20 protein-coding genes are annotated in these 20,733 nt (G+C 39.7%); 13 read left to right on the forward strand and 7 right to left on the reverse strand.

What is annotated here, in order from left to right; all coding sequences use genetic code 11:
- Positions 1 to 2: 2 nt before the first annotated feature.
- Positions 3 to 947 carry a DUF58 domain-containing protein gene (locus CXF64_RS06535; RefSeq protein ID WP_010554656.1) on the reverse strand — a complete coding sequence of 315 codons (945 nt, stop codon included), beginning with the start codon at positions 945 to 947 and terminating at the stop codon, positions 3 to 5.
- A 3-nt stretch (positions 948 to 950) separates the two neighbouring features.
- Entirely contained in the window at positions 951 to 1,907 is a 957-nt protein-coding gene (locus CXF64_RS06540; protein WP_004335627.1) for an AAA family ATPase, read from the reverse strand.
- A 306-nt stretch (positions 1,908 to 2,213) separates the two neighbouring features.
- On the opposite strand from CXF64_RS06540, the gene fadI reads away from it, so the two are divergent.
- From fadI to CXF64_RS06555, 3 genes are all read left to right on the forward strand, one after another.
- Positions 2,214 to 3,524, forward strand: a complete 1,311-nt coding sequence (gene fadI / locus CXF64_RS06545; protein ID WP_004335629.1) for an acetyl-CoA C-acyltransferase FadI — start codon at positions 2,214 to 2,216, stop codon at positions 3,522 to 3,524.
- Positions 3,524 to 5,731, forward strand: a complete 2,208-nt coding sequence (gene fadJ / locus CXF64_RS06550; protein WP_101216620.1) for a fatty acid oxidation complex subunit alpha FadJ — start codon at positions 3,524 to 3,526, stop codon at positions 5,729 to 5,731. Before fadI ends, fadJ begins: the two co-directional genes overlap by 1 nt.
- A 73-nt stretch (positions 5,732 to 5,804) precedes the next feature.
- Positions 5,805 to 6,314: a GNAT family N-acetyltransferase gene (locus CXF64_RS06555; RefSeq protein ID WP_101216621.1), complete on the forward strand. Its 510-nt coding sequence runs from the start codon at positions 5,805 to 5,807 to the stop codon at positions 6,312 to 6,314.
- Between the two features lie 36 nt (positions 6,315 to 6,350).
- Here CXF64_RS06555 and CXF64_RS06560 read toward each other — a convergent pair whose 3' ends face one another.
- The gene (locus CXF64_RS06560) at positions 6,351 to 6,737 is read right to left on the reverse strand and encodes an MmcQ/YjbR family DNA-binding protein (protein ID WP_007580596.1); all 387 of its coding nucleotides are present in this window, start codon (positions 6,735 to 6,737) and stop codon (positions 6,351 to 6,353) included.
- 194 nt (positions 6,738 to 6,931) lie between these two features.
- On the opposite strand from CXF64_RS06560, the gene efpL reads away from it, so the two are divergent.
- Both efpL and CXF64_RS20935 read left to right on the forward strand, forming a co-directional pair.
- Positions 6,932 to 7,504, forward strand: a complete 573-nt coding sequence (gene efpL, locus CXF64_RS06565) for an elongation factor P-like protein EfpL (protein ID WP_007580599.1) — start codon at positions 6,932 to 6,934, stop codon at positions 7,502 to 7,504.
- Between the two features lie 618 nt (positions 7,505 to 8,122).
- On the forward strand, positions 8,123 to 8,317 hold the full coding sequence (locus CXF64_RS20935) for a hypothetical protein (RefSeq protein ID WP_007580601.1): 195 nt from the start codon (positions 8,123 to 8,125) through the stop codon (positions 8,315 to 8,317).
- Here CXF64_RS20935 and CXF64_RS06575 read toward each other — a convergent pair.
- Together CXF64_RS06575 and CXF64_RS06580 are read right to left on the reverse strand one after the other, a co-directional pair.
- Positions 8,314 to 10,566, reverse strand: coding sequence for a sensor domain-containing protein (locus CXF64_RS06575; protein ID WP_007580604.1), 2,253 nt, complete (start codon positions 10,564 to 10,566; stop codon positions 8,314 to 8,316). The genes CXF64_RS20935 and CXF64_RS06575 overlap by 4 nt on opposite strands.
- 54 nt (positions 10,567 to 10,620) lie before the next feature.
- Positions 10,621 to 13,344: an insulinase family protein gene (locus tag CXF64_RS06580; RefSeq protein WP_101216622.1), complete on the reverse strand. Its 2,724-nt coding sequence runs from the start codon at positions 13,342 to 13,344 to the stop codon at positions 10,621 to 10,623.
- A gap of 192 nt (positions 13,345 to 13,536) precedes the next feature.
- Here CXF64_RS06580 and sixA point away from each other — a divergent pair, with 192 nt between their 5' ends.
- Genes sixA through CXF64_RS06595 form a run of 3 tightly spaced genes read left to right on the forward strand, consistent with a single transcriptional unit; the run spans position 13,537 to position 15,131 of the window.
- The gene (sixA, locus tag CXF64_RS06585) at positions 13,537 to 14,007 is read left to right on the forward strand and encodes a phosphohistidine phosphatase SixA (RefSeq protein WP_024608902.1); all 471 of its coding nucleotides are present in this window, start codon (positions 13,537 to 13,539) and stop codon (positions 14,005 to 14,007) included.
- A 24-nt stretch (positions 14,008 to 14,031) separates the two neighbouring features.
- Entirely contained in the window at positions 14,032 to 14,385 is a 354-nt protein-coding gene (locus CXF64_RS06590; RefSeq protein ID WP_024591642.1) for a RidA family protein, read from the forward strand.
- 8 nt (positions 14,386 to 14,393) lie between these two features.
- Complete coding sequence (locus tag CXF64_RS06595) at positions 14,394 to 15,131, forward strand: SDR family oxidoreductase (protein ID WP_101216623.1); 738 nt, start codon at positions 14,394 to 14,396, stop codon at positions 15,129 to 15,131.
- Between the two features lies 1 nt (position 15,132).
- Here CXF64_RS06595 and CXF64_RS06600 read toward each other — a convergent pair whose 3' ends face one another.
- Both CXF64_RS06600 and smrB read right to left on the reverse strand, forming a co-directional pair.
- A complete protein-coding gene (locus CXF64_RS06600) occupies positions 15,133 to 16,062 on the reverse strand; it encodes an AEC family transporter (protein ID WP_024608899.1) in 930 nt (309 codons plus the stop codon).
- A 27-nt stretch (positions 16,063 to 16,089) separates the two neighbouring features.
- Positions 16,090 to 16,647: an endonuclease SmrB gene (smrB, locus tag CXF64_RS06605; protein WP_007377742.1), complete on the reverse strand. Its 558-nt coding sequence runs from the start codon at positions 16,645 to 16,647 to the stop codon at positions 16,090 to 16,092.
- A 152-nt stretch (positions 16,648 to 16,799) separates the two neighbouring features.
- Between smrB and prmB the strand changes: the two genes are divergently transcribed.
- From prmB to CXF64_RS06630, 5 genes are all read left to right on the forward strand, one after another.
- Positions 16,800 to 17,735, forward strand: coding sequence for a 50S ribosomal protein L3 N(5)-glutamine methyltransferase (gene prmB / locus CXF64_RS06610; RefSeq protein ID WP_007377743.1), 936 nt, complete (start codon positions 16,800 to 16,802; stop codon positions 17,733 to 17,735).
- 65 nt (positions 17,736 to 17,800) lie between these two features.
- A complete protein-coding gene (gene aroC / locus CXF64_RS06615) occupies positions 17,801 to 18,898 on the forward strand; it encodes a chorismate synthase (RefSeq protein ID WP_008138551.1) in 1,098 nt (365 codons plus the stop codon).
- Positions 18,899 to 19,016: 118 nt separating this feature from the next.
- The gene (locus tag CXF64_RS06620) at positions 19,017 to 19,406 is read left to right on the forward strand and encodes a DUF4112 domain-containing protein (protein ID WP_101216624.1); all 390 of its coding nucleotides are present in this window, start codon (positions 19,017 to 19,019) and stop codon (positions 19,404 to 19,406) included.
- 106 nt (positions 19,407 to 19,512) lie between these two features.
- A complete protein-coding gene (locus CXF64_RS06625; protein ID WP_039489255.1) occupies positions 19,513 to 20,160 on the forward strand; it encodes a glutathione S-transferase family protein in 648 nt (215 codons plus the stop codon).
- An 83-nt stretch (positions 20,161 to 20,243) separates the two neighbouring features.
- Positions 20,244 to 20,681 (forward strand): zinc-ribbon domain containing protein, encoded by a 438-nt coding sequence (locus CXF64_RS06630; RefSeq protein ID WP_232783791.1) that lies wholly within the window; start codon positions 20,244 to 20,246, stop codon positions 20,679 to 20,681.
- The last annotated feature ends 52 nt before the right edge of the window (positions 20,682 to 20,733 follow it).

Raw genomic sequence — 20,733 nt, forward strand, 5'->3', positions numbered from 1 at the left:
GGTTATTTTCTCACTAATTGCAGCTCAAGCGGTGTTGCTGCATTGAATGATATTAAATTAAGACCCGATTTAGTTAAGCGATTAAAGCGCGTACTAAATGCTTGCTCAGCATTTTTAGCAAAGCGTTCTCTAAAGCTGTTATCCATTAATGGTAGGGCAAAGTCTTGACCATTTGCATTAACAGTAACGGCTTGCTTAAACGCAGGTAACTGATGCTCAAATGGATCGCTTATATGGCAACCAATCAGCTCGCAGTGGCGGCTTAATATTTCGAGTTGCTTAAAGCTAGCATCATCCAGAGCATTAAAATCAGACACCAAATACACTAAGCTGCCTGGTTTTGCTAAATGATTAAGGCGCTTTAGGTTATCGCTAAAGTTGTTAGGGGCTGTTTTATCAATATTGTTGAGCGCTTGCTGGTGGTTGTCGCATAAATTATGACAAAGCTTAAGGACTGCTTTTTCACGGGCGCTGGGCTTTAGCTCCAAATGCGAGTGCTGATTAAACACAATACCGCCAATTCTATCGCCGCGCTGACACGCCGACCATGCAACAAGAGCGCTTATATGCGCAGCTTGCACCGACTTTAATAGTAACTTTGAACCAAACAGCATTGAGTTAGAAAAATCAGTAAATACAAACACAGGGCGCTCTTTTTCTTCTTGAAAGAGCTTTGTGTGAGTCTCGCCGGTACGCGCAGTAACTCGCCAATCAATAGAGCGAATATCGTCACCTTGCTGATAATGTCGCACTTCGGCAAATTCCATTCCTCGGCCTTTGTGCGGTGCAAGGTATTGCCCTGTTAAGGTATTTTTTATTTTTACCTTAGGGGCAAGTTCAAGCAATTGCGCTTTGGCTTTGTAATACATCAGCTCTTTGAGTGCTAAATTAACACCGTGGCTATGGCTCTGTTTGAGCCATGCTTGGGATTCTAATTGTTTTTGCATAACTTATGGTACGGCTACAAGTTCAACTATACGGCTTATTACTTGATCTTTAGTAATGCCATCGGCTTGGGCTTCGTAACTTAAAATAATGCGATGACGCAGTACGTTATGCACAACAGCTTGAATGTCATCAGGTGCTACAAAGTCACGGCCTTGAAGCCATGCATGAGCACGAGCACATTTATCAAGTGCTATTGTTGCACGCGGACTTGCACCAAATTCAATCCAGCTACCTAGTTGCGCATCTAATTTAGCGCCTTCACGGGTGGCAATAATAAGTTGTACTAAATATTGCTCAAGCGGCTCTGCTAAATAAAGGCCTAATATTTCTTTACGAGCTGCAAATAAATCGCTTTGACTAATTTTTTGCATTACTGGTTGTTGCTCGTTAAGCGCTTCGCCACGTGTTAAACGTAGTATATCAAGCTCATGCTCTGCGCCAGGGTAGCCAATACTTAGGTGCAGTAAAAAGCGATCCAGCTGGGCTTCTGGTAACGGGTAAGTCCCTTCTTGCTCTAGCGGGTTTTGTGTTGCCATAACTAAAAATAGTTCGCTAAGCGGATAAGTGTTTTTACCAACGGTCACTTGGCGCTCTGCCATGGCTTCTAATAGTGCTGATTGCACTTTGGCTGGTGCACGGTTAATTTCGTCAGCTAAAATTAGGTTGTGAAAAAGAGGGCCTTTTTCAAATACAAACTCGCTAGTTTGTTGGCGGTAAATATCGGTACCTGTTACATCAGCCGGTAATAAGTCTGGCGTAAACTGTACGCGCTGAAACGATCCTTCAATACCTTTAGCAAGTGCATTAACTGCACGTGTTTTTGCAAGCCCAGGAGGGCCTTCTACTAATAAGTGACCATCAGCTAAAATAGCAATAAGTAGCGCTTGTGTAAGCTCTGGCTGGCCAATGATTTGTGTATCTAAGTACGTTTTTAATTGTGAAAATGCGTTAGCTGCCATAATAAGTGGACTGTCCTCGTCAGCTGGGTTTGTACCTAATAGTGTTAGGTGATAAATACTGACCTATTTATAAGGTTTATAATTGGGTAACTCAAGAGTTAGACTGTATTTTTTAAAATAGTTCGTTATTTATTAACGATTTTTAGCGTACCACAAAACTTTGTAAATGCGTCTAAAAAAGCCTATTGTGATAGTCGTAATTAAACACTATTTATATAAATTTGTGTTTATCTATTGGCTTTAGTACACGGGTTGTTTAGAATCGAGGAAAACAAACAGGTCAGACCTGTCAGCGGGAGAGCATAAATGTCTGAGCAAAACATACTAAAAACACCAAAGGGCGACCGTATTGCCATAGTTAGCGGCTTACGTACACCTTTTGCAAAGCAAGCAACAGCGTTTCACCATGTACCTGCACTTGATATGGGTAAATTGGTGGTTAACGAAATGCTTGAACGATTAAATTTCAACAAGTCAGAAATTGATCAACTTGTATTTGGTCAAGTAGTACAAATGCCAGAAGCGCCAAATATTGCACGTGAAATTGTATTGGGCACAGGTATGCCGGTATCGGTTGATGCATATTCTGTATCGCGCGCATGTGCTACCAGCTTTCAGGCTATTGCTAATGTAGCTGAGTCTATTATGGCGGGATCTGTAAGTGTAGGTATTGCAGGTGGCGCAGATTCGTCATCAGTACTGCCAATTGGTGTTAGTAAAAAGCTAGCAGGCAGCTTAGTTGATTTAAATAAAGCGCGTACGCTTGGTCAACGCTTAAAAATATTTTCAAAACTGCGTTTAAAAGATTTATTACCAGTGCCTCCTGCTGTTGCAGAGTACTCAACAGGCCTTTCAATGGGGCAAACTGCTGAGCAAATGGCTAAAACACATAATATTAGCCGTGAAGATCAAGATGCGTTAGCGCATCGTTCTCACTCACTTGCAACGCAAGCATGGGCTGATGGAAAGTTAAAAGATGAAGTAATGACGGCGCATTTACCGCCATATAAAAGCTTTATTTCAGAAGATAACAACATTCGTAAAAACTCAACGGTTGAAGGCTACGCCAAGCTTAAACCTGTTTTTGACCGTCAGCACGGTACTGTTACCGCGGCAAATGCAACACCATTAACTGATGGTGCAGCGGCCGTACTTATGATGAGCGAAAGCAAAGCAAAAGCACTGGGCTACGAAATACTAGGTTACGTACGTAGCTTTGCATTTTCGGCAATTGGCGTAGAAAAAGACATGTTAATGGGCCCAGCTCATTCAACGCCTATTGCACTAGATAGAGCGGGTATTACGCTTGCTGATTTAGATTTAATTGAAATGCACGAAGCGTTTGCATCGCAAACACTTGCCAATATGAAAATGTTTGCTTCAGACAAATTTGCACAAGAGCATTTAGGTCGCAGCAAAGCAATTGGCGAAATTAACATGGATAAGTTTAACGTTAACGGCGGCTCTTTAGCATATGGTCACCCATTTGCAGCGACAGGTGCACGCTTAATTACGCAAAGCTTACACGAGCTTAAACGTCGTGGTGGCGGTTTAGCATTAACAACAGCGTGTGCTGCTGGTGGTTTAGGTGCAGCCTTTGTATTGGAGAGCGCGTAATGACAGATTCAGTATTTAATTTAGCGGTAGATGAAAACAAAATTGCCGTAGTAACGATTGATGTGCCGGGTGAGAAAATGAATACCCTGCGCAGCAGTTTTGCCGATGATTTAAAAGCATTACTAGAAGACGCTAAGTCGCAAAATGTAAAAGGCATGGTATTTATAAGCGGAAAAAGCGATAACTTTATTGCTGGCGCCGATGTGAAAATGCTCGATAGTGTTCAAAAGCGTGAAGATGCTTTAGCTATTAGCGAGCTATGTCATCAAGCGTTTTTTGATATGACAAAACTGCCATACACAACAGTAAGTGCGATTCATGGCGCTGCATTAGGTGGTGGTTTAGAGTTTGCTTTAGCATGTGATTACCGTGTTGGTACCGACAGTGATTTAACAAAAATTGGCTTACCAGAAGTACAACTTGGTTTACTTCCTGGTGGCGGCGGCACCCAGCGCTTAACTAAAATTGTTGGTATTCAAAAAGCACTAGAGTGGATGCTAACAGGTAAACAAATTCTCCCTACGCAAGCTAAAAAAGCAGGCGTGCTTGATGATTGTGTACCGCACAGTGTGCTGTTAAAAGTTGCAAAAGAATTTGCGACTAAGAAAAAGCCACAAGCAAAAGAGCCAAAGCTCGACAATATTAGTAAATTACTAGAGTCAAACCCGTTTGGTCGTAACTTTATCTTTAAAAAAGCAAAAGAAAACGTACTTAAAAAAACGGGCGGGCACTACCCAGCACCACTCGCTATTATTAAAGCAGTGCGAGCTAGTGTAGAGCTTGATGAGCTAAAAGCGTATAAAACAGAAGCTGAAAGCTTTGCTACACTTGTAATGAGTGACGAATCTAAAGCGCTTCGCGGTATTTTCTTTGCAACCACTGAAATGAAAAAAGAGTGGCGCAATGATGACGCACCCGCAATAAGCAAAACTGCTGTTTTAGGTGGTGGACTAATGGGCGCAGGCATTGCGCACGTAAGTGCTGTTAAAGCTAAAGTACCGGTACGTATTAAAGATGTAGCAGAGCAGGGCATTAGTAATGCAATGAGCTACACCTATAAAATTTTAGATAAGCGTCTTAAGCGTCGTATTATGTCTAAAGCTGATGTGCAGTTAACAATGAACCGTATTACAGGTACAACTGACTACAGTGGCTTTAAACACATTGATTTAGTAATAGAAGCGGTGTTTGAAGATCTTGCACTTAAGCAAGGTATGGTTGCAGACGTAGAGCAGCAATGCCAAGTAAATACAATTTTTGCAAGTAACACGTCATCATTACCAATATCGCAAATTGCAGCGCAGGCAGCACGTCCTGAAAATGTAATTGGCTTGCATTACTTTTCACCAGTGGAAAAAATGCCATTAGTGGAAATTATTCCACACGAAGGTACATCTCAAGAAACAATTGCCCGCGTTGTTAACTTTGCACGTAAGCAAGGCAAAACGCCAATTGTTGTAAAAGACATGGCCGGTTTTTACGTCAACCGTATTTTAGCGCCTTACTTAAACGAAGCTGCTAATTTGATGCTTGCAGGCGAGCCAATTGAAAAGATTGATGCAGCGCTTGTTGAGTTTGGTTTTCCGGTAGGCCCGCTGGCTCTACTTGATGAAGTAGGTATTGATATTGGCTCTAAAATTGCCCCAATTCTTGAAAAAGAATTAGGCGAGCGTTTTAAAGGCCCTGATGCATTTATGCGTATGATTGATTCAAAACGCCTTGGCCGTAAATCGGGTCGTGGTTTTTATGAATACGATAAAAAAGGCAAAAAGGTTGATGAGTCAGTTTACGAACTATTGGGTGTTACCCCGGCTCCACGTTTAAACAAGAGCGAAATTGCTAAGCGTTGTGTATCGCAAATGCTTAACGAAGCAGTACGCTGTTTAGATGATGGCATTATTGCCAGCCCACGTGATGGCGACATCGGTGCAATATTTGGTATTGGTTTTCCACCATTTTTAGGTGGCCCGTTTAGCTATATGGATAAATTAGGCGCGAGTAAAATAAGCTCTGATATGTCTACATTAGCTAACAGCGATGCTAACTTTGCACCATGTGAATCACTGGTAACAATGGCAAGCTCTGGTGCTACTTTTTATAACGCAACACATGTTGAGGTTGTAGCTCCTGAAGTACAAAGCACTGAGTCACAAGAGCAAAGTGTAACTGAGCCTGAAGTTACCAAAGAGATTGAAACGAAAGAATAAAGTTTCTGCTATCTAAAAAAACCGCATTTAAATGCGGTTTTTTTATAGTTTTTATAAATAAATGAGGAGCTTAATGACATTATTTACACAAAGATTGAGCATGTACCAAATGGAAGAATCTGATTGGCCTCTTTTTCTAGCGCTTCATCGCGATCCTCAAGTCCTTAAGTATTGTTTTGATATGCCAATGGAGTCACTGGTAAGAAACCGCTTTGAGATACGCTTGCCTAAGTGGAATGCTAAATCACGTCATCCCCTGTGTTTACTCATTATTAATAATCAAACAAAACAACCTGTGGGTGTTACAGGCTTTGCCTATGACGGAAAAACCGCAGAGCTTGGTTATTTATTATTGCCAGAGTATTTTAATAAAGGCTACGCGACAGAATCCCTAAGAGCTGTGATTGACTGGGCTTGGAAAGAATGTGGTATTAGGCAGTTTAAAGCTGTCGTAACGCGTGGCAATATTGGTTCTGAAAAGGTGCTTGGTAAGTGCGGTTTAACCCATACCGATACACTTTTTAAAGTGCATACAATAGGCGAAAAGTTATATGACGATTTAATTTATACGCTTAAGGTGTAGGGTTTTAATGGGCTAGTAGCCTAGCCCAAAAAGTGTTTACAAGTGAAGTGAAATAGCTTTTCGGTCTTTTTCTGGCATGTTTTCTACGACTAAATTAAATGAGTTATCAATCATTCTCTCAATTTCACCTTGTGGAATTGTGCCGTCTAAAATTACAGTGTTCCATAAGCGTTTATTCATATGGTAACCAGGGATCACTGCCGGGAAAATATCACGCAATGATATTGCTTCATCAGGATCGCACTTTAAGTTAAGCCACCAAATAACCTCACCATCATCATTAGTTTGACCGTCATTGCCAATAGCAAGAGTCGCAAACATTTTATGATTCACTTTATATACATCAACCTCTTGCGCAAATGGTTTTGTAACCTGAACAAGTGGTTTTTTAACTAAATACTCATGTACTTTTTTCTGGTCCATGATCCATTCCTTGAAGTCATACTCGGTAAAGCTACCATAGCAGTTTTTTTCACATTTGATTATATGTATTTTAGTATAAATTAAAATTTTACAAGCTAATACAACATGTAGCGTAAAACCAACGTAATTTTAGTTGAACAAAATCCAGTTCGTGGTATGTTTCTGGCAATCAAAAAAATAATAGGAATTCACACATGCCAAAGGCGAGTGATGTTAAAAAAGGTACTGCTATTGACTTCAATGGCCGCGTTTTAGTTGTAAAAGATATTGTGCGCTCTGTGCCGCAAGGTCGTGCTGGTGGTAGTTTATACCGTATGCGTTTATACGATGTGGTAACCGGTGGTAAAGTTGACGAAACATTCAAAGACAGTGACATGCTAACGCTGGCTGATTTAACACGCCGTGAAGTAATGCTATCGTACATTGATGGTGACGAGTATGTGTTCATGGATAATGAAGATTACACGCCTTATAACTTAAGCAAAGATGCTATTAGCGAAGAAATTTTATTTGTTAATGAAGAAACACAAGGCGTACACGTAATTGTTATTGATGGCGCGCCAGTAGGGCTTGATTTACCGTCAAGTGTTGAACTTGTTGTTGAAGAAACAGACCCATCTATCAAAGGTGCATCTGCGAGTGCTCGTTCAAAACCTGCACGTATGTCTACTGGCTTAAATATTTCTGTGCCAGAGCATATTTCAACAGGTGACCGTATCCGTATTAATACTGTTGAACACAAATTTATGGGTCGTGCTGAAAAGTAACTTGCAATACCAACCTGCATAAATCCTTGATCAATTTAACGAATTAAATTGCACTATAACGTCGTTAAAAGTTTTTTATTTACGACTGCATGGATGCAGGAGGTAGAGCAATGCAGGGAGCAATTGCCGAGAACAACTAGATATAAAAACTTTTGCCTAGGGCCTGTTTATCTTTCGAGGTTAAATTTGCAGCAGTGTGTTTGGTATTTAGGCAAGGCAGAGCCTATGTAGTGTGGTTATTCCCCATAAATAGGCGATAACGTGGAATAAATGCCAAACATGCGCTGCCCGAAGGGTTCTGCCTAGGGGCAATTTACTCTTTGTTGCTCGGTTTTTACTTAGCCCACTAGGTTACAAACCTCACGCCGCGATTAAATAGCCCCTAGGTTGAACAAATTTTAATCCTGAAAGGTCAACAGGCCCTAGTTCTAGCGTAATTTTCTTAACGTTAAATAGACCCCATATATAAGCAGATTGGTATAAATTATAATTTTAAAAGCCGAATCTGTGTTTAACAGCTTCGGCTTTTTTGTGCACGCGGGGGATTTGTTGCTTTAAATTTAATCACGTTAGCGTTAGAATAAGCGCCGTATTTTTGAGCAACTTTAAAGGGTAATTTTGTTTATAGTTTTACTAAGCAGTGCATTTATAGCTTTAATGTATTTAGAAGCCATTAAAAAAGGTATGCCAATTAAGCGATGGCTTATTTTAGGCGGTTTACTTGGGCCTGTGGCCTGGTGCTTGTTTAATCTACATTATCGTCGTGCTTTAGTAAGAAATGTAGGTATAAATGCGTGCATATGGCGCCCTTAATTTATCGACGCCACATTTTTATTTTTTCTAATTAAGCTTGGGGCTGCTTTAGTTTGTTGCTGCTTTAAAAATTCAGTAAATTCACTTTTTGATAGTGGCTTAGAATAGTAATAACCTTGTACTGTTTCGCAATTAAGCTTTTTAAGTATATCAATTTGATGAGCTTGTTCTACACCTTCAGCAACTACATGCAAATCAAGGTTATGCGCAATAGTGACTATTGAGTCGACCATATTACGCCCACGTTCGTTGGTCATGTCATCTATAAATGCTTTATCTACTTTAAGTGTATTAAGCGGAAATTGCTTTAAATACGCTAATGATGAATAACCAGTACCAAAATCATCCATTGCTAAATGAATACCTCGGGCACTTAACGAACGCATAATTGCAATGGCTTCTTTAGGGTCGTCCATTACAGTACCTTCTGTTATTTCAAGCTCTAAAAAGTAAGAAGGTAATTCGTTTTTTTGCAAAATAACGTCAATACGAGAAGTTAAATCGGGGAGGCTAAATTGCTTTGCCGATAAGTTGACAGCTACTCGGCCGCTAAATAAACCACTATCTAGCCATTCTTTTACGTCTCTGCAGGCTTTGTTTAATACCACTTCACCAATTTCAATTATTTGGCCCGTTTCCTCGGCTATGGGTATAAACACGCCTGGGCTAATAATGCCTTTTTTGGGTGTAATAAAGCGTACTAATGCTTCCATTCCGGTTAGCTTGCCTGTGCGAATATTCATTTTTGGTTGGTAGTACACTTCAAAATGATCTTCTTTTAAACCAAAGCGCATAAGGTTTTCTATTTGCAGTCGTTTAACGGCTTGGCGGTTCATCGTGTCGTTAAAAAATAGGTAGCTGTTACCTTTCTTTTTAGCATGATACATCGCGGTATCTGCATTTTTTAGGAGCAGTTCAGGCGTATTACCGTCTTCTGGAAATAATACAATGCCTACACTTGAGGTGATTGCCAGTTCGTGGCCAGCCATTTTAAATGGTGTAGCAATGGCTGCTAAAAACTGTTTTGCCATACGTGTAATTACATGTATGTCGTTAGTGTCAGACATTACAAGAGCAAACTCATCGCCGCCTAATCGATAAAATACATCATTTTCGCGGGTTAGTTTATTTAAGCGCATTGCTAATTTAGCTAATAAGCTGTCACCTAGTTGATGCCCTAACGAGTCATTTATTTTTTTAAAGTTATCTAAATCGAATACAAGCAAGGCGTGATGCGAGTTGAGCTTTACTAGCTTTTGCAAATCAGTAAAAAATAAATTTCGGTTAGGCAGACTAGTTGTGCGATCTCGATTCGATAAGTTATGTAACTGCGATTCGGCTTTTTTACGCTCTGTTAAATCTGAATAAACAACGACATAATTAGTTATTTGATTTTGATCGTTTTTAATTTCATCTATCGATATTTCTATAGGCAATAAAACACGCTCACTATTACGAAGCTTCACTTCTTGTTGGATATGTTCGCGCTCTTTTACTATTTCAATAATTCTGTTTGTGTAGCTTGGCTCATACCCAGATAGGTTGAAATCTTTTCCTAAGTATTGCTCGCGTACGCCACCAAACAAGGTTAAAAAACTCGGGTTTATATCGACCAGTTTAAAGTTTTTATCGTAAATTGCTAAGGCGTCAGTGAGCGACTCAACACATTTAGCAAAAAGGTTTAAGCGTTCTTCCGTTGATTTTAACTGTGATATATCGCGAACGGTACCTGTCATTCTAAGGGGTGATAAGTTGGCGTCTTTTTCAATTATTTTTCCGCGATCGAGTACCCAATGCCAACGACCAAATGTATCTTTGATTCGGTAGGTGGCTTCAAAAAAAGCAGACTGCTCTGCAAAGTGTACTTTTAACAAGTGCTCAACGTTATTAATATCATGAGGATGAATAAGGCCTTTGTTTGGCGGAAACCCCATTAAGGTAGTCGAATCCATTAAGTACTTATCGTTAATACGAATAACTTCGCCTGTTTTTATGTTCCAGTCCCAAAGTGTATCGCCGCTACCTTCTACAGTACTTTTAAGGCGTTTTTCCGAAAGGCGGAGTTGGCGGCGTGAGCGTCTAAGTTTGTGGATTACAAATAACAGGTAGGGCAAAGCAAGCGCTATAATGGCGCTTGCTAGTATAAGTATATTGTCGGAGTTGTAATTAAATGATGACTCAAAGGCAAAAAGCTCAAATGAGTAAGCAAGTACTACAAGCATGCTTAGTTTTATTATTATTTTTATCATTTTTTTATTACTTCTAATTTACAAATGATAATTTAAAACAAGCTAAACCTAGTGTCAAAGAGATTGAGAGTAAACGGGCATATTTTGAGATTTACTGACTTTTGCCGAGCTTAAAAGCTCATATCTTGGTCTATTATCATCAAATAGGCTTAGTGCATAAACTTTTAGTTCTTTTAGTGTTAGCGCATTTAAGGCATCTAAAAGTCGTTGTTGCATATGAAATTCATGATCTCTGTTACCAATAGCAAGCCATAACCGTTGTGAGCGCAGGCGCAGGTTTTTATCTTTTTCTGCAATATGAGTACTAAGACCGTGTTTTTGCTGTTGCCAATCGTTTTCATCAAGTGCATCAATATTATCAAGGTAGTTTTTAATAAAGCTGTTATGACGATGCAATAAAGTTTTTGCATCAAACTTAGGTGACTGCACATAAAATGCTATACCAGCACGCGTATTAAATGGTGCATAACCTGCGCCTACTAAGTAGCCTAGCTGTTGTGTTGTTCGTAATTCGTTAAAGTAATCTTGGTTAATTAAATGATTTAACGCCATCATTTTTACTTTTTCGGCCACGCAATCCGTTTGCGCTTGATAGTAAATAACCATTGCATGGTCGTTACAAGGAAGCTCTAGCTCGTAGCGAGTTACTTTTTTAATTTCAAAAAGAGGGCGTCTTAAATCTTCAATTATTGTTGCGTTTTTTAAGTGATTTGCGACCTTTTTTTGAAAGGCTATTGCATCACTTTGCTGCCAGTTACCATGTAAAAATGATTCAACATGTAGTGCTTTAAAAAAGTCTGTTCTGAACTCATTAAATTGCTGAAAACAGGTGTTTTTTAATGCCGATGCAAGCTCCCCAGGTTGTGGGTTCCAAGGCATTATTTTTGCGCCTAAAATGCTAAATAACTCACTGACTGGTTTGTTTTGGTTGCTATTGCGCCAATGCCTTACAAGCTGTTTTTTATATTCAGCAAAGCGTTTTGCACAGATCTCTACATTAAATAAAGCATCTATTAATTGATCAACAAGCTCTAACTGGCTAGATGAAAGCCCCGCGGTATGTAGAGTTAATCCACCTTGATGCGAGGTTAAGTGGTAGCTAAGTCCCGCAAGTTCTGCTGGATAAAATTGCTCGCCCACACTATCCATAAATAAATCTGTAAATAAGCGGGTGAGTGCCATATGTTTTACATCTTTTACGGCAAAATCAGAATCCATGGCCAAATAAAAATGGCCTTTAGCAACACGAAATGTGTTGTCTTGTTTAAACCAAAAGTCAAAACCGGGTTCTTTTACTAATAACTCGGGTTTTGTTTGTGGTTTTACGACATCAAATAACACCACTTCTTTTGTTAAATAAGGATTAGCTGTAGGTAGCAGCATTTCGCTCAACGGCTTATTTATCTCGCTAAGGGCATCAAGCCAACTAGGTGAAATATGTTCTACTTTATATGGTGTGTTGTACCATGCCGTTTTATGTTCAGGCTCTACATCTGGATGTATAAGTACGATGCGCATATTATGTGGCGTTAACCACTGCATGGCCATTTCGTGGGTCGCTTTTTTAAAGCCTTCCATTAAATAGTCGCCTTGCACGTAGTTTGCTTCATCGTAATGCTGCATATTAATGCTTAAATTACTGACCCAATCAATCAGGCGTGACTTTTCTTGGTTATCGAATGCTATTTGTAATAGATTTTTTTTATCTTGGTATAAGCGTGGCAATTTTTCGGTGTTATCGTTAATTAAACAAATGTATTCAAACACCATTTCAATAATGTCTTCAAAGTATTCAATACCCTCATCGGTAAGCGCTAAGCTAATATTAAAATCTTTGAAGTTACTGCCATTAATACCACCGCCAGCAGAAAGTGCATTGATCCAGCCTTGTTCTTTTAAAATAGAATAAAGAGAACCCGCGCCTTCATAGCCAAGTAAGTGGGCAATAAAACTTACTGTTTTATGGCGATAAAAGTCGTCAATATTAGGCATAGCAAAACTTATAATAAGTTTTTGCATATGCTTATGTGGCTCAATATGGAGTATTTTTCCTATGTCTTGTTTACGATAAAGTGGCTCACTGATCTCTGGCTTTTTAAGGTTTTTGTTGCCGTTAATTGCGCCAAAGTAAGTTTGAGTCCAGCTTTGTAGTGTGTCTAGTGTTTCGTTTGCGCAAATAACTAAGGTCATCCACTGAGCTTGGTACTGGCTATTAAAAAAGTCACGAAGCTCATCACTAATACAGCGCTCTCTGTCAGCTAAGGTTTGTAGGTTTCCTACAGAAAATTTAGCAAATGGATGAGCTGGATTTACCGTTTCTTTATGGGCTTGATAAATACGGCGACCGTCGTCTTTTATTTTTAGTTTAAACTCGGCTTCAATTGCGTTGCGTTCTTTTTCTGTTTCGGCTGAATTTAAAAGTGGCGCAATAAAAAAGCGGCTAAATTGGGTAAGTGCTTGTTCAAATTCTTGATTGTTAATATCAAAAAAGTAACAGGTATGCTCAGTGCCGGTCCACGCATTGGTGTTGCCGCCAGCTTGCGAAACAAAATTATTAAAACTGCCTGAATCTGGGTATTGGTCAGTGCCTAAAAAAAGCATGTGCTCTAAAAAGTGTGCTAGGCCTTGCCTATCAAGAGGGTCGTCAAAATGTCCGGCGTTAACTGCCATTGATGCTGCCGCTTTTGTAGAATCTTTATCTTGCACTAATAGTACTTTTAGACCATTGTCCAGTGTAAAGGCGCGGTATGCTCTGTTATCATTGCGGCTGATATTCAAATGATGCTCCTGAAACTAAACGTTTACTTGTTAACAACAGATGATGGCTTCAGGAAAGCGAAGTACAGCTTAAAGATTTACCTGAATCTCATGAAAGAACTATTTTAGAAATAAATAGATTTATATTGTTAATATAGCTGACAAACGGGCAAACTGGCTACTGTTTTATATTCTTTAATCGGTTGATTTTTTATGAAAACAATCCTAATAATGCGCCACGGCGAAGCAACACCCATGCAGGCTGATGATGCAGGTAGAAATTTAACCCAAGCAGGGCATGATGAAGCTGAAAAAATGGGCCTTTGGCTCAGTAAAGCACACTACCCTGATGCACTGTTAGTTAGTCCTTACATTCGAGCACAGCAAACAGCTGCAGGTGTGGCTAAAAATAACGTATTTAAATTTAGCGAAACCACGTCTGATATAATTCCCGAAGGCAAACCTCAAATTGCTGCTGACTACATCGAAACACTTATTGCTACTCACCCCCAATGCAATACCTGGCTTGTTGTATCACATATGCCTATTGTAAGTTATTTAGTGGACCAGTTAAGCCCTGGCAATATGCCCATTTTTAATACGGGTGCTGTTGCTGTTATTAGTTACGATGAGCAAACCCAGCGTAGTAGTTATTTAAGTATAAATGCCCCAGAAAACGTTTAAATATAAATAATTGAGTAAAGTAAAATGACAATAGAACGTTTACAAACAGGTGCGCGCATGAGCCGCATTGTAAAACATAACGGCACTGTGTATTTATGTGGGCAGGTATGCGCCGACGCGCAAAAAGATATCAAAGAACAAACTCAAACTATGCTTGATAAAGTAGAGGCATTGCTTGATGAAGCGGGAAGTTCAAAAGAACATATGCTTAGCGCGACTATTTATGTAAAGAGCATGGAATACTTTGCTGATATGAATGCAGTATGGGATGCGTGGGTAACCGAGGGTTATGCACCAGCACGTGCCTGCGTAGAAGCTAAAATGGCACGTGATGCACTGCTTGTTGAAATTTCAGTCGTTGCAGCTTTAAAAGAATAATAGCTTTAATGACTTGCTCCCCCGTTGTACTCATCACTGGCTCTAGTCGAGGTATTGGCGCAGCTACCGCATTATATTTTGCAAAGCACGGTTATAATGTTTGCATTAATTATAAAGCAGATTTAGCTAGTGCAATATTGGTGGCAGAAAAAGTAAAGCAATTAGGCGTTGAGGCTGAAGTAATTCAAGGTGACGTGTCACTAGAGGCTGACGTTTTAGCTTTATTTATGCATATAGATAAAGTCTTTGGTCAACTTGATGTACTAATAAATAACGCCGGTATTTTAAAACCACAAATGCCTTTGTTAGAAATGAGTGTTGAGCGCATAAACGAAGTTTTGACTACAAATATTACCAGTGCTTTTTTATGTAGTCGTGAAGCAATAAAGCGAATGGGAAATGGCGGTAGTATTGTTAATGTATCATCGGGGGCCGCTAAAACAGGCTCTCCTAATGAGTACATTGATTATGCAGCATCTAAAGGTGCAATGGACACATTTACTATTGGCTTGGCCAAAGAGGTGGCAGGTAAAGGTATTCGTGTTAACTCGGTTAGACCTGGGCTTATTTACACTGATATGCATAGTGATGGCGGCGAAAAAAATCGAGTCGATCGTCTTAAAAGTAAATTACCCCTTGGCAGAGGCGGTACACCCGAAGAAGTTGCTGCAGCAATTTACTTTTTAGCTTCGGAGCACGCTTCTTTTACAACGGGTAGTTTTGTTGATGTAGCCGGCGGTTTGTAAGCTAAAGTAATACAGCTAGCCAAAACGTAAAGCTAATAACACTTAATATAGTAGAAAGTACGACAGCCCCAGCAAGAGTAGCTTCATGCTGCTTTATTTGACTCGCAATAAGATAAGCATTTACGCCAACAGGGGATGCGCTCAAAAGCACTAATACATTGAGTATTTGCGTGTCTAGTTTAAATACATAAGTGCCTACCAATAAAACTAGCGCAGGCAATAAAAATATTTTTAAAATTGATGCTATTAACGCGGGTTGCCAATTTGCTGATATTTTATAAAAAGCTAAGTTTGCACCAAGTACAAATAGCGCACAGGCAATTGCTGGTTTAGCTAATAGCTCCAAACTATTTGCTAAGTCGGTGAACAGTGTTACTCCTAATATGTTTAATATAAGCCCGCATCCAATACTCAGTACTATTGGATTTAACACCATACTTTTCCCAAAATGCGACCACGAAAATTTATCGCTACTGCCTTTAGCGCCTATTAAAAAAGTAAGTGCAAATAACAATGTGCTATGAAAAGTAATGATCATAAACGCAATGGCTATCATCTCTTTGCCAAGCGATGCAATAACAATAGGAATACCCACTAACACCATATTTGAATAGCTAGAAGCAAGTCCAAAGACGCCGTGTTGTTGGTAATTTTTTAAATACTTTTTATTTAAATAAAAGCGGTCAATTAAAATACCCACCCCAAATACACTCAGAACCGGTATGTAAAAACTCAAAAATGCAAAAAGGCTAATGCTTTGCTGTAAGTTAATTTGCGACATATTTAACAATAAAAAAGCAGGCAAACTAATATAAAAAGTAAATTTACTTAAGCCTGCAATATGCTGCTTTTCGAAAAATTTTAATCGGCAACAGCTGTAACCAAACGCCACAATAAAAATGAGCGGAAAAATAATTGAAAAAATATGCACGTAGTTACATCCTAGTAATAGCTATAGTTAGCGTCTAAATTCATCACTTTGCGGTAAATTAATTAGTATGAGTACAGCGCCTCTACCACCATATTCGAGAGGGGCTTGGTGCATCGCTATTACGTCAGGGTGCTGTACTAAGTACTGGGGCACTTTGTGCTTTAGTACGCCGCCGCCAATACCGTGCACTACACACGCACAATAGTAATGCTGCTTTTTACATTCGTGAATGAGTCCAGCGAGTTCGTCTTTAGCAAGTTCTTTATTTAAGCCATGTAAATCTAGCGTCAAATCGGGTGCAAAGTCACCACGGCGAAGCTGTTTAGCTAGGAAAGTATCTTGGCCTGGTTTTACATATTTAACCGTGCCGTGGGTGTCTATATCGGGAATATAAACGTCTGAGAAGAAAAATTCAGATTGAGCCTGCTTTTTTTGCTGGGCAAATTGCTTAGCTTGTGACACCTTAGGCTTTGTATCAAAACGATGAGTATCTTGTTTAAATACTTTGGCGCCTGTGATCGTTTGACGAAATAAGCTTATGTCGTCATTGCTTAGGGACGAATGTGATGGAGTGTCTTTTTTCATAACTATTACCTAAACAAAAAAACGTAAAAACGCAGCGCAAAAGGCGGTACAATACTTAAATGAGGGGCAATTGTAATTTGCCCAGCGCAGATAGGCAATGCAATCGTCTTAAAGACTCAAAACAGTCAGTAAGCTAATACAGGTAAAAATATATGAGCGATTTACAAATAGAAGAAGCAACACTCGAAGAAGCCGTTGCAGAACTGTCAACTTTACATGACTGGTTACGTTGGACTACAAGCCAATTTGCAAGTAGTAGTATATTTTTTGGACACGGTACAGATAACGCATGGGATGAAGCTGTAAGCTTATTACTGCCTGCGCTTAGCTTGCCTGTTGATGCGCCAAAAGAATTAATGCACGCGCGTTTAACAAGCACAGAAAAAAACCGACTTGCGGGTCTTATTGCAGAACGTATTAACGACTGCACACCAGTACCTTACTTAACAAACATTGCATGGTTTGCGGGTATGCCATTTTATGTGGATGAACGTGTACTTATACCTCGCTCACCGTTTGCTGAGCTTATCAGCAACCGCTTTACACCCTGGCTTGAAGAGCCACAATCGGTAAACCGTATATTAGATTTATGTACGGGTTCGGGTTGTATCGCAATTGCACTTGCGCAAGCTTTTGAGCAGGCACAAGTTGATGCGGTAGATATATCGTATGAAGCGCTTGAAGTGACAGATATTAACATTAACGATTACATGTTGAGTGATCGCGTGTTACCGATTCAGTCTGATGTATTTAGCGGTGTACCAGGTCAAAAATACGACCTAATAGTAGCAAACCCACCGTATGTTGATGCAGAAGATATGGCTGACTTACCACGCGAATTTCATCATGAGCCAGAGCTTGGGCTTGCATCAGGCCACGATGGTTTAGATGTAACCCGTACTATATTGAGCGAAGCGAGTGAACATCTAACTGATAACGGTTTGTTATTTGTAGAAGTTGGTAACTCTATGGTACATATGGATGCACTGTATCCGGGCGCGCCGTTTGAGTGGATTGAATTTGAACAAGGCGGCTTAGGTGTATTTGTAATTAGCAAAAAGCAGCTAGACGAGTATTTTGCAAAATAAGTAAAAAAATGAATAGCCAAGCCCTGTGCTTGGCTATTGGTAGTCATTAGGAATGAGGAAAGTTAATGGCAGGTAATAGCATTGGGCAGTTATTTAAAGTGTCCACCTTTGGTGAGAGCCACGGCGTTGCATTAGGCGGCGTTGTTGATGGTACTCCCGCTGGTCTTGAAATCACAGAGGCCGACTTACAAATTGATTTAGATCGCCGAAAACCAGGCCAAAGCCGTTATACAACGCAGCGCCGTGAAAGCGATCAAATAAAAATATTAGCAGGCGTTTTTGAAGGTAAAACCACAGGTACCAGCATTGGTTTATTGATTGAAAACACCGATCAACGCTCGCAAGATTACGGCAAAATTAAAGATGTATTTCGCCCAGGTCATGGCGATTACACGTATTGGCATAAGTACGGCTTGCGCGATTATCGCGGTGGCGGTCGTTCATCTGCACGCGAAACCGCGATACGCGTAGCGGCAGGTGCTATTGCTAAAAAATACTTAAAGCAATTTCATGGTATTGAAGTTAAAGCATGTTTAAGTCAGCTTGGCCCTATTAAGGCGGAAACGTTTGACTGGGATGAAGTGGAAAATAACTTATTCTTCTTCCCTGATGCAAGTAAGCTTGAAGCGCTTGACGAATATATGCGTGACCTTAAAAAGCAAGGTGACTCAGTTGGCGCTAAAGTAAAAGTAGTGGCAAGCAATGTACCTGTTGGTCTTGGAGAGCCAGTATTTGACCGTCTTGACGCCGAACTTGCACATTCATTAATGAGTATTAACGCTGTTAAAGGCGTTGAAATTGGTGATGGCTTTGATGTAGTTGAGCAAAAAGGCTCAGAGCATCGCGACGAGCTAACCCCTGAGGGTTTTACATCAAATCATGCAGGTGGCGTACTTGCGGGGATTTCGACAGGGCAAGATATTATTGCTTCTATTGCGCTAAAACCAACGTCGAGCATTACCATCCCAGGTAACAGTATTAATACAAGTAACGAAGCGGTAGAGATGATCACTAAAGGTCGTCACGATCCGTGTGTGGGCATTCGTGCAATTCCTATTGCTGAGGCAATGATGGCTATTACCTTAATGGATCACTTACTGCGTCAACGCGGACAAAATCCGCATGTAAATCACGAACACGGGCCAATTAACGGCTCAGTGTAAGTGTTTATAATTATAAAAACGCGGATTACCGCGTTTTTTTATGTCTGTAATTTAGTTAAGAGCCTTTCAGGAGTTGTTCAAGTAAGCCCTATATACTGCAAGAAGGAGGGTAGTAATCATGAACGATAATATTAATGAACACTCACAAATAAAAGCCCAAGCTGCAATAGCCCGCTTAGAACGTTTCAGTAAGTTAACGGATAGCAGCATTGGTATTCCTTTTACTAAATTTAATATAGGCCTAGAGGCTGTGATTGGTTTAATTCCCGTTATAGGTGATGCCGCAGGGCTAATTTTATCAAGCTATGTGCTGATAGAAGCGCAGCGTTTAGGTGTGAGTAAACGTATAAAGACTAAGATGATTATCAATATGCTCATAGACTTTGTGGGCGGTTTAGTGCCATTTTTTGGTGATATTTTTGATGCCTTTTTTAAAGCTAACACGCGTAATACACAACTATTAAAAAAGCATTTAAACAAGCATTTAAACAAGCAGTTGAGTGAGTAATTAATAGCTTTAAGTAACCGTTAGCAAAGAGACTTTAAACAAAATGTTGTTGGTTGTTTAATCACCTAGTAAGGTAGGAGCGTCTATTCACTTTGGTATTTACAATATGCAATTATTCATCGGTAATAAAAACTACTCCAGCTGGTCATTACGCGCATGGTATTTAATGAGTAAATTTGATGTTGAGTTTAGTGAAACCCAGCTGGTACTCGACACCCCTGATTTTTACAATGAACTAAAAAAGACCTTTGCTGTGCAAAAAGTTCCAGCGTTAATTGATGGCGATTTACAGGTATGGGATTCACTAGCAATTTGTGAATATATTAACGATGCTTACTTATCAGGCGCTGCATGGCCAAAATATATTACCCAAAGAGCTAAAGCGCGTGCGCTAAGCGCTGAAATGCATTCAGGCTTTATGGCGCTGCGCAGCGAAATGCCAATGAATATAAGAGCTACCCGTAAAGTAGACCTATCGAGCGAAGCATTAAAAGACATAGCCCGTATAGACGAGATATTTGCACAGCAACAAGATGTGTTTCCAAATGAGTGGTTTTTTGGTGATTTTAGTATTGCTGATGCTATGTACGTACCTATTGTATTGCGTTTAAAAACGTATCAAATTACGTTATCGCCAGAGGCGCAACAATATTGTGACTTTGTTATGCGTTGCCCCGTATTGCAAGCATGGATCACTCAGGCATTAACCGAAACCGATATTGTAGAGTGTGATGAAGCAGGAACGCCTGTATAATTATTGTTTTTCATATGGCATGTTCTATGCCTTAAAATCATAAGTTTAAACTAGGCAGCTCATGTATCTAAATCACCCAAGGTATGGCAACACCAATAACTACCAATACCCCAGTGACAATAGAGGCGATAGAGAATGCGCACTGGCGTTACTCGAGCCTTAAATACTTCCCTAATACGGTAATATTGGCTGATATAAAAAAGCAAAACTATGCCATTTATCCTCGGGCACTTTATGTTGATATTGAAGAGAAGTGCGGGACTTGCTCTAAGGCATTTATTTTTTTTGCTCAAGAGCAGCAATATTGGTTTGAAACATTAAGATTTTGGGTCGATTCACACTGTACTCATTGCTTTGAATGCCGTAGACATGCCAGATATATACTAACTCTACGTAAACGGTACGATATGTTAACTAGCTTAGCCAATAAAACCTCAGGTGAAAAAACACAGCGTAAAGAACTTGCCAATACTCTTTACTGTTTAGGTATTATTAAAAATATCAATAAAGTGAAAGATTAGTCCGCTTATATTTTACTATCACGCCTTATTTTTACTTTAGTTGTAAAAGCCC

Origin of the sequence: Pseudoalteromonas sp. GutCa3, from assembly GCF_002836155.1 — a bacterium.
In the GTDB taxonomy this organism is placed as follows: domain Bacteria; phylum Pseudomonadota; class Gammaproteobacteria; order Enterobacterales; family Alteromonadaceae; genus Pseudoalteromonas; species Pseudoalteromonas arctica.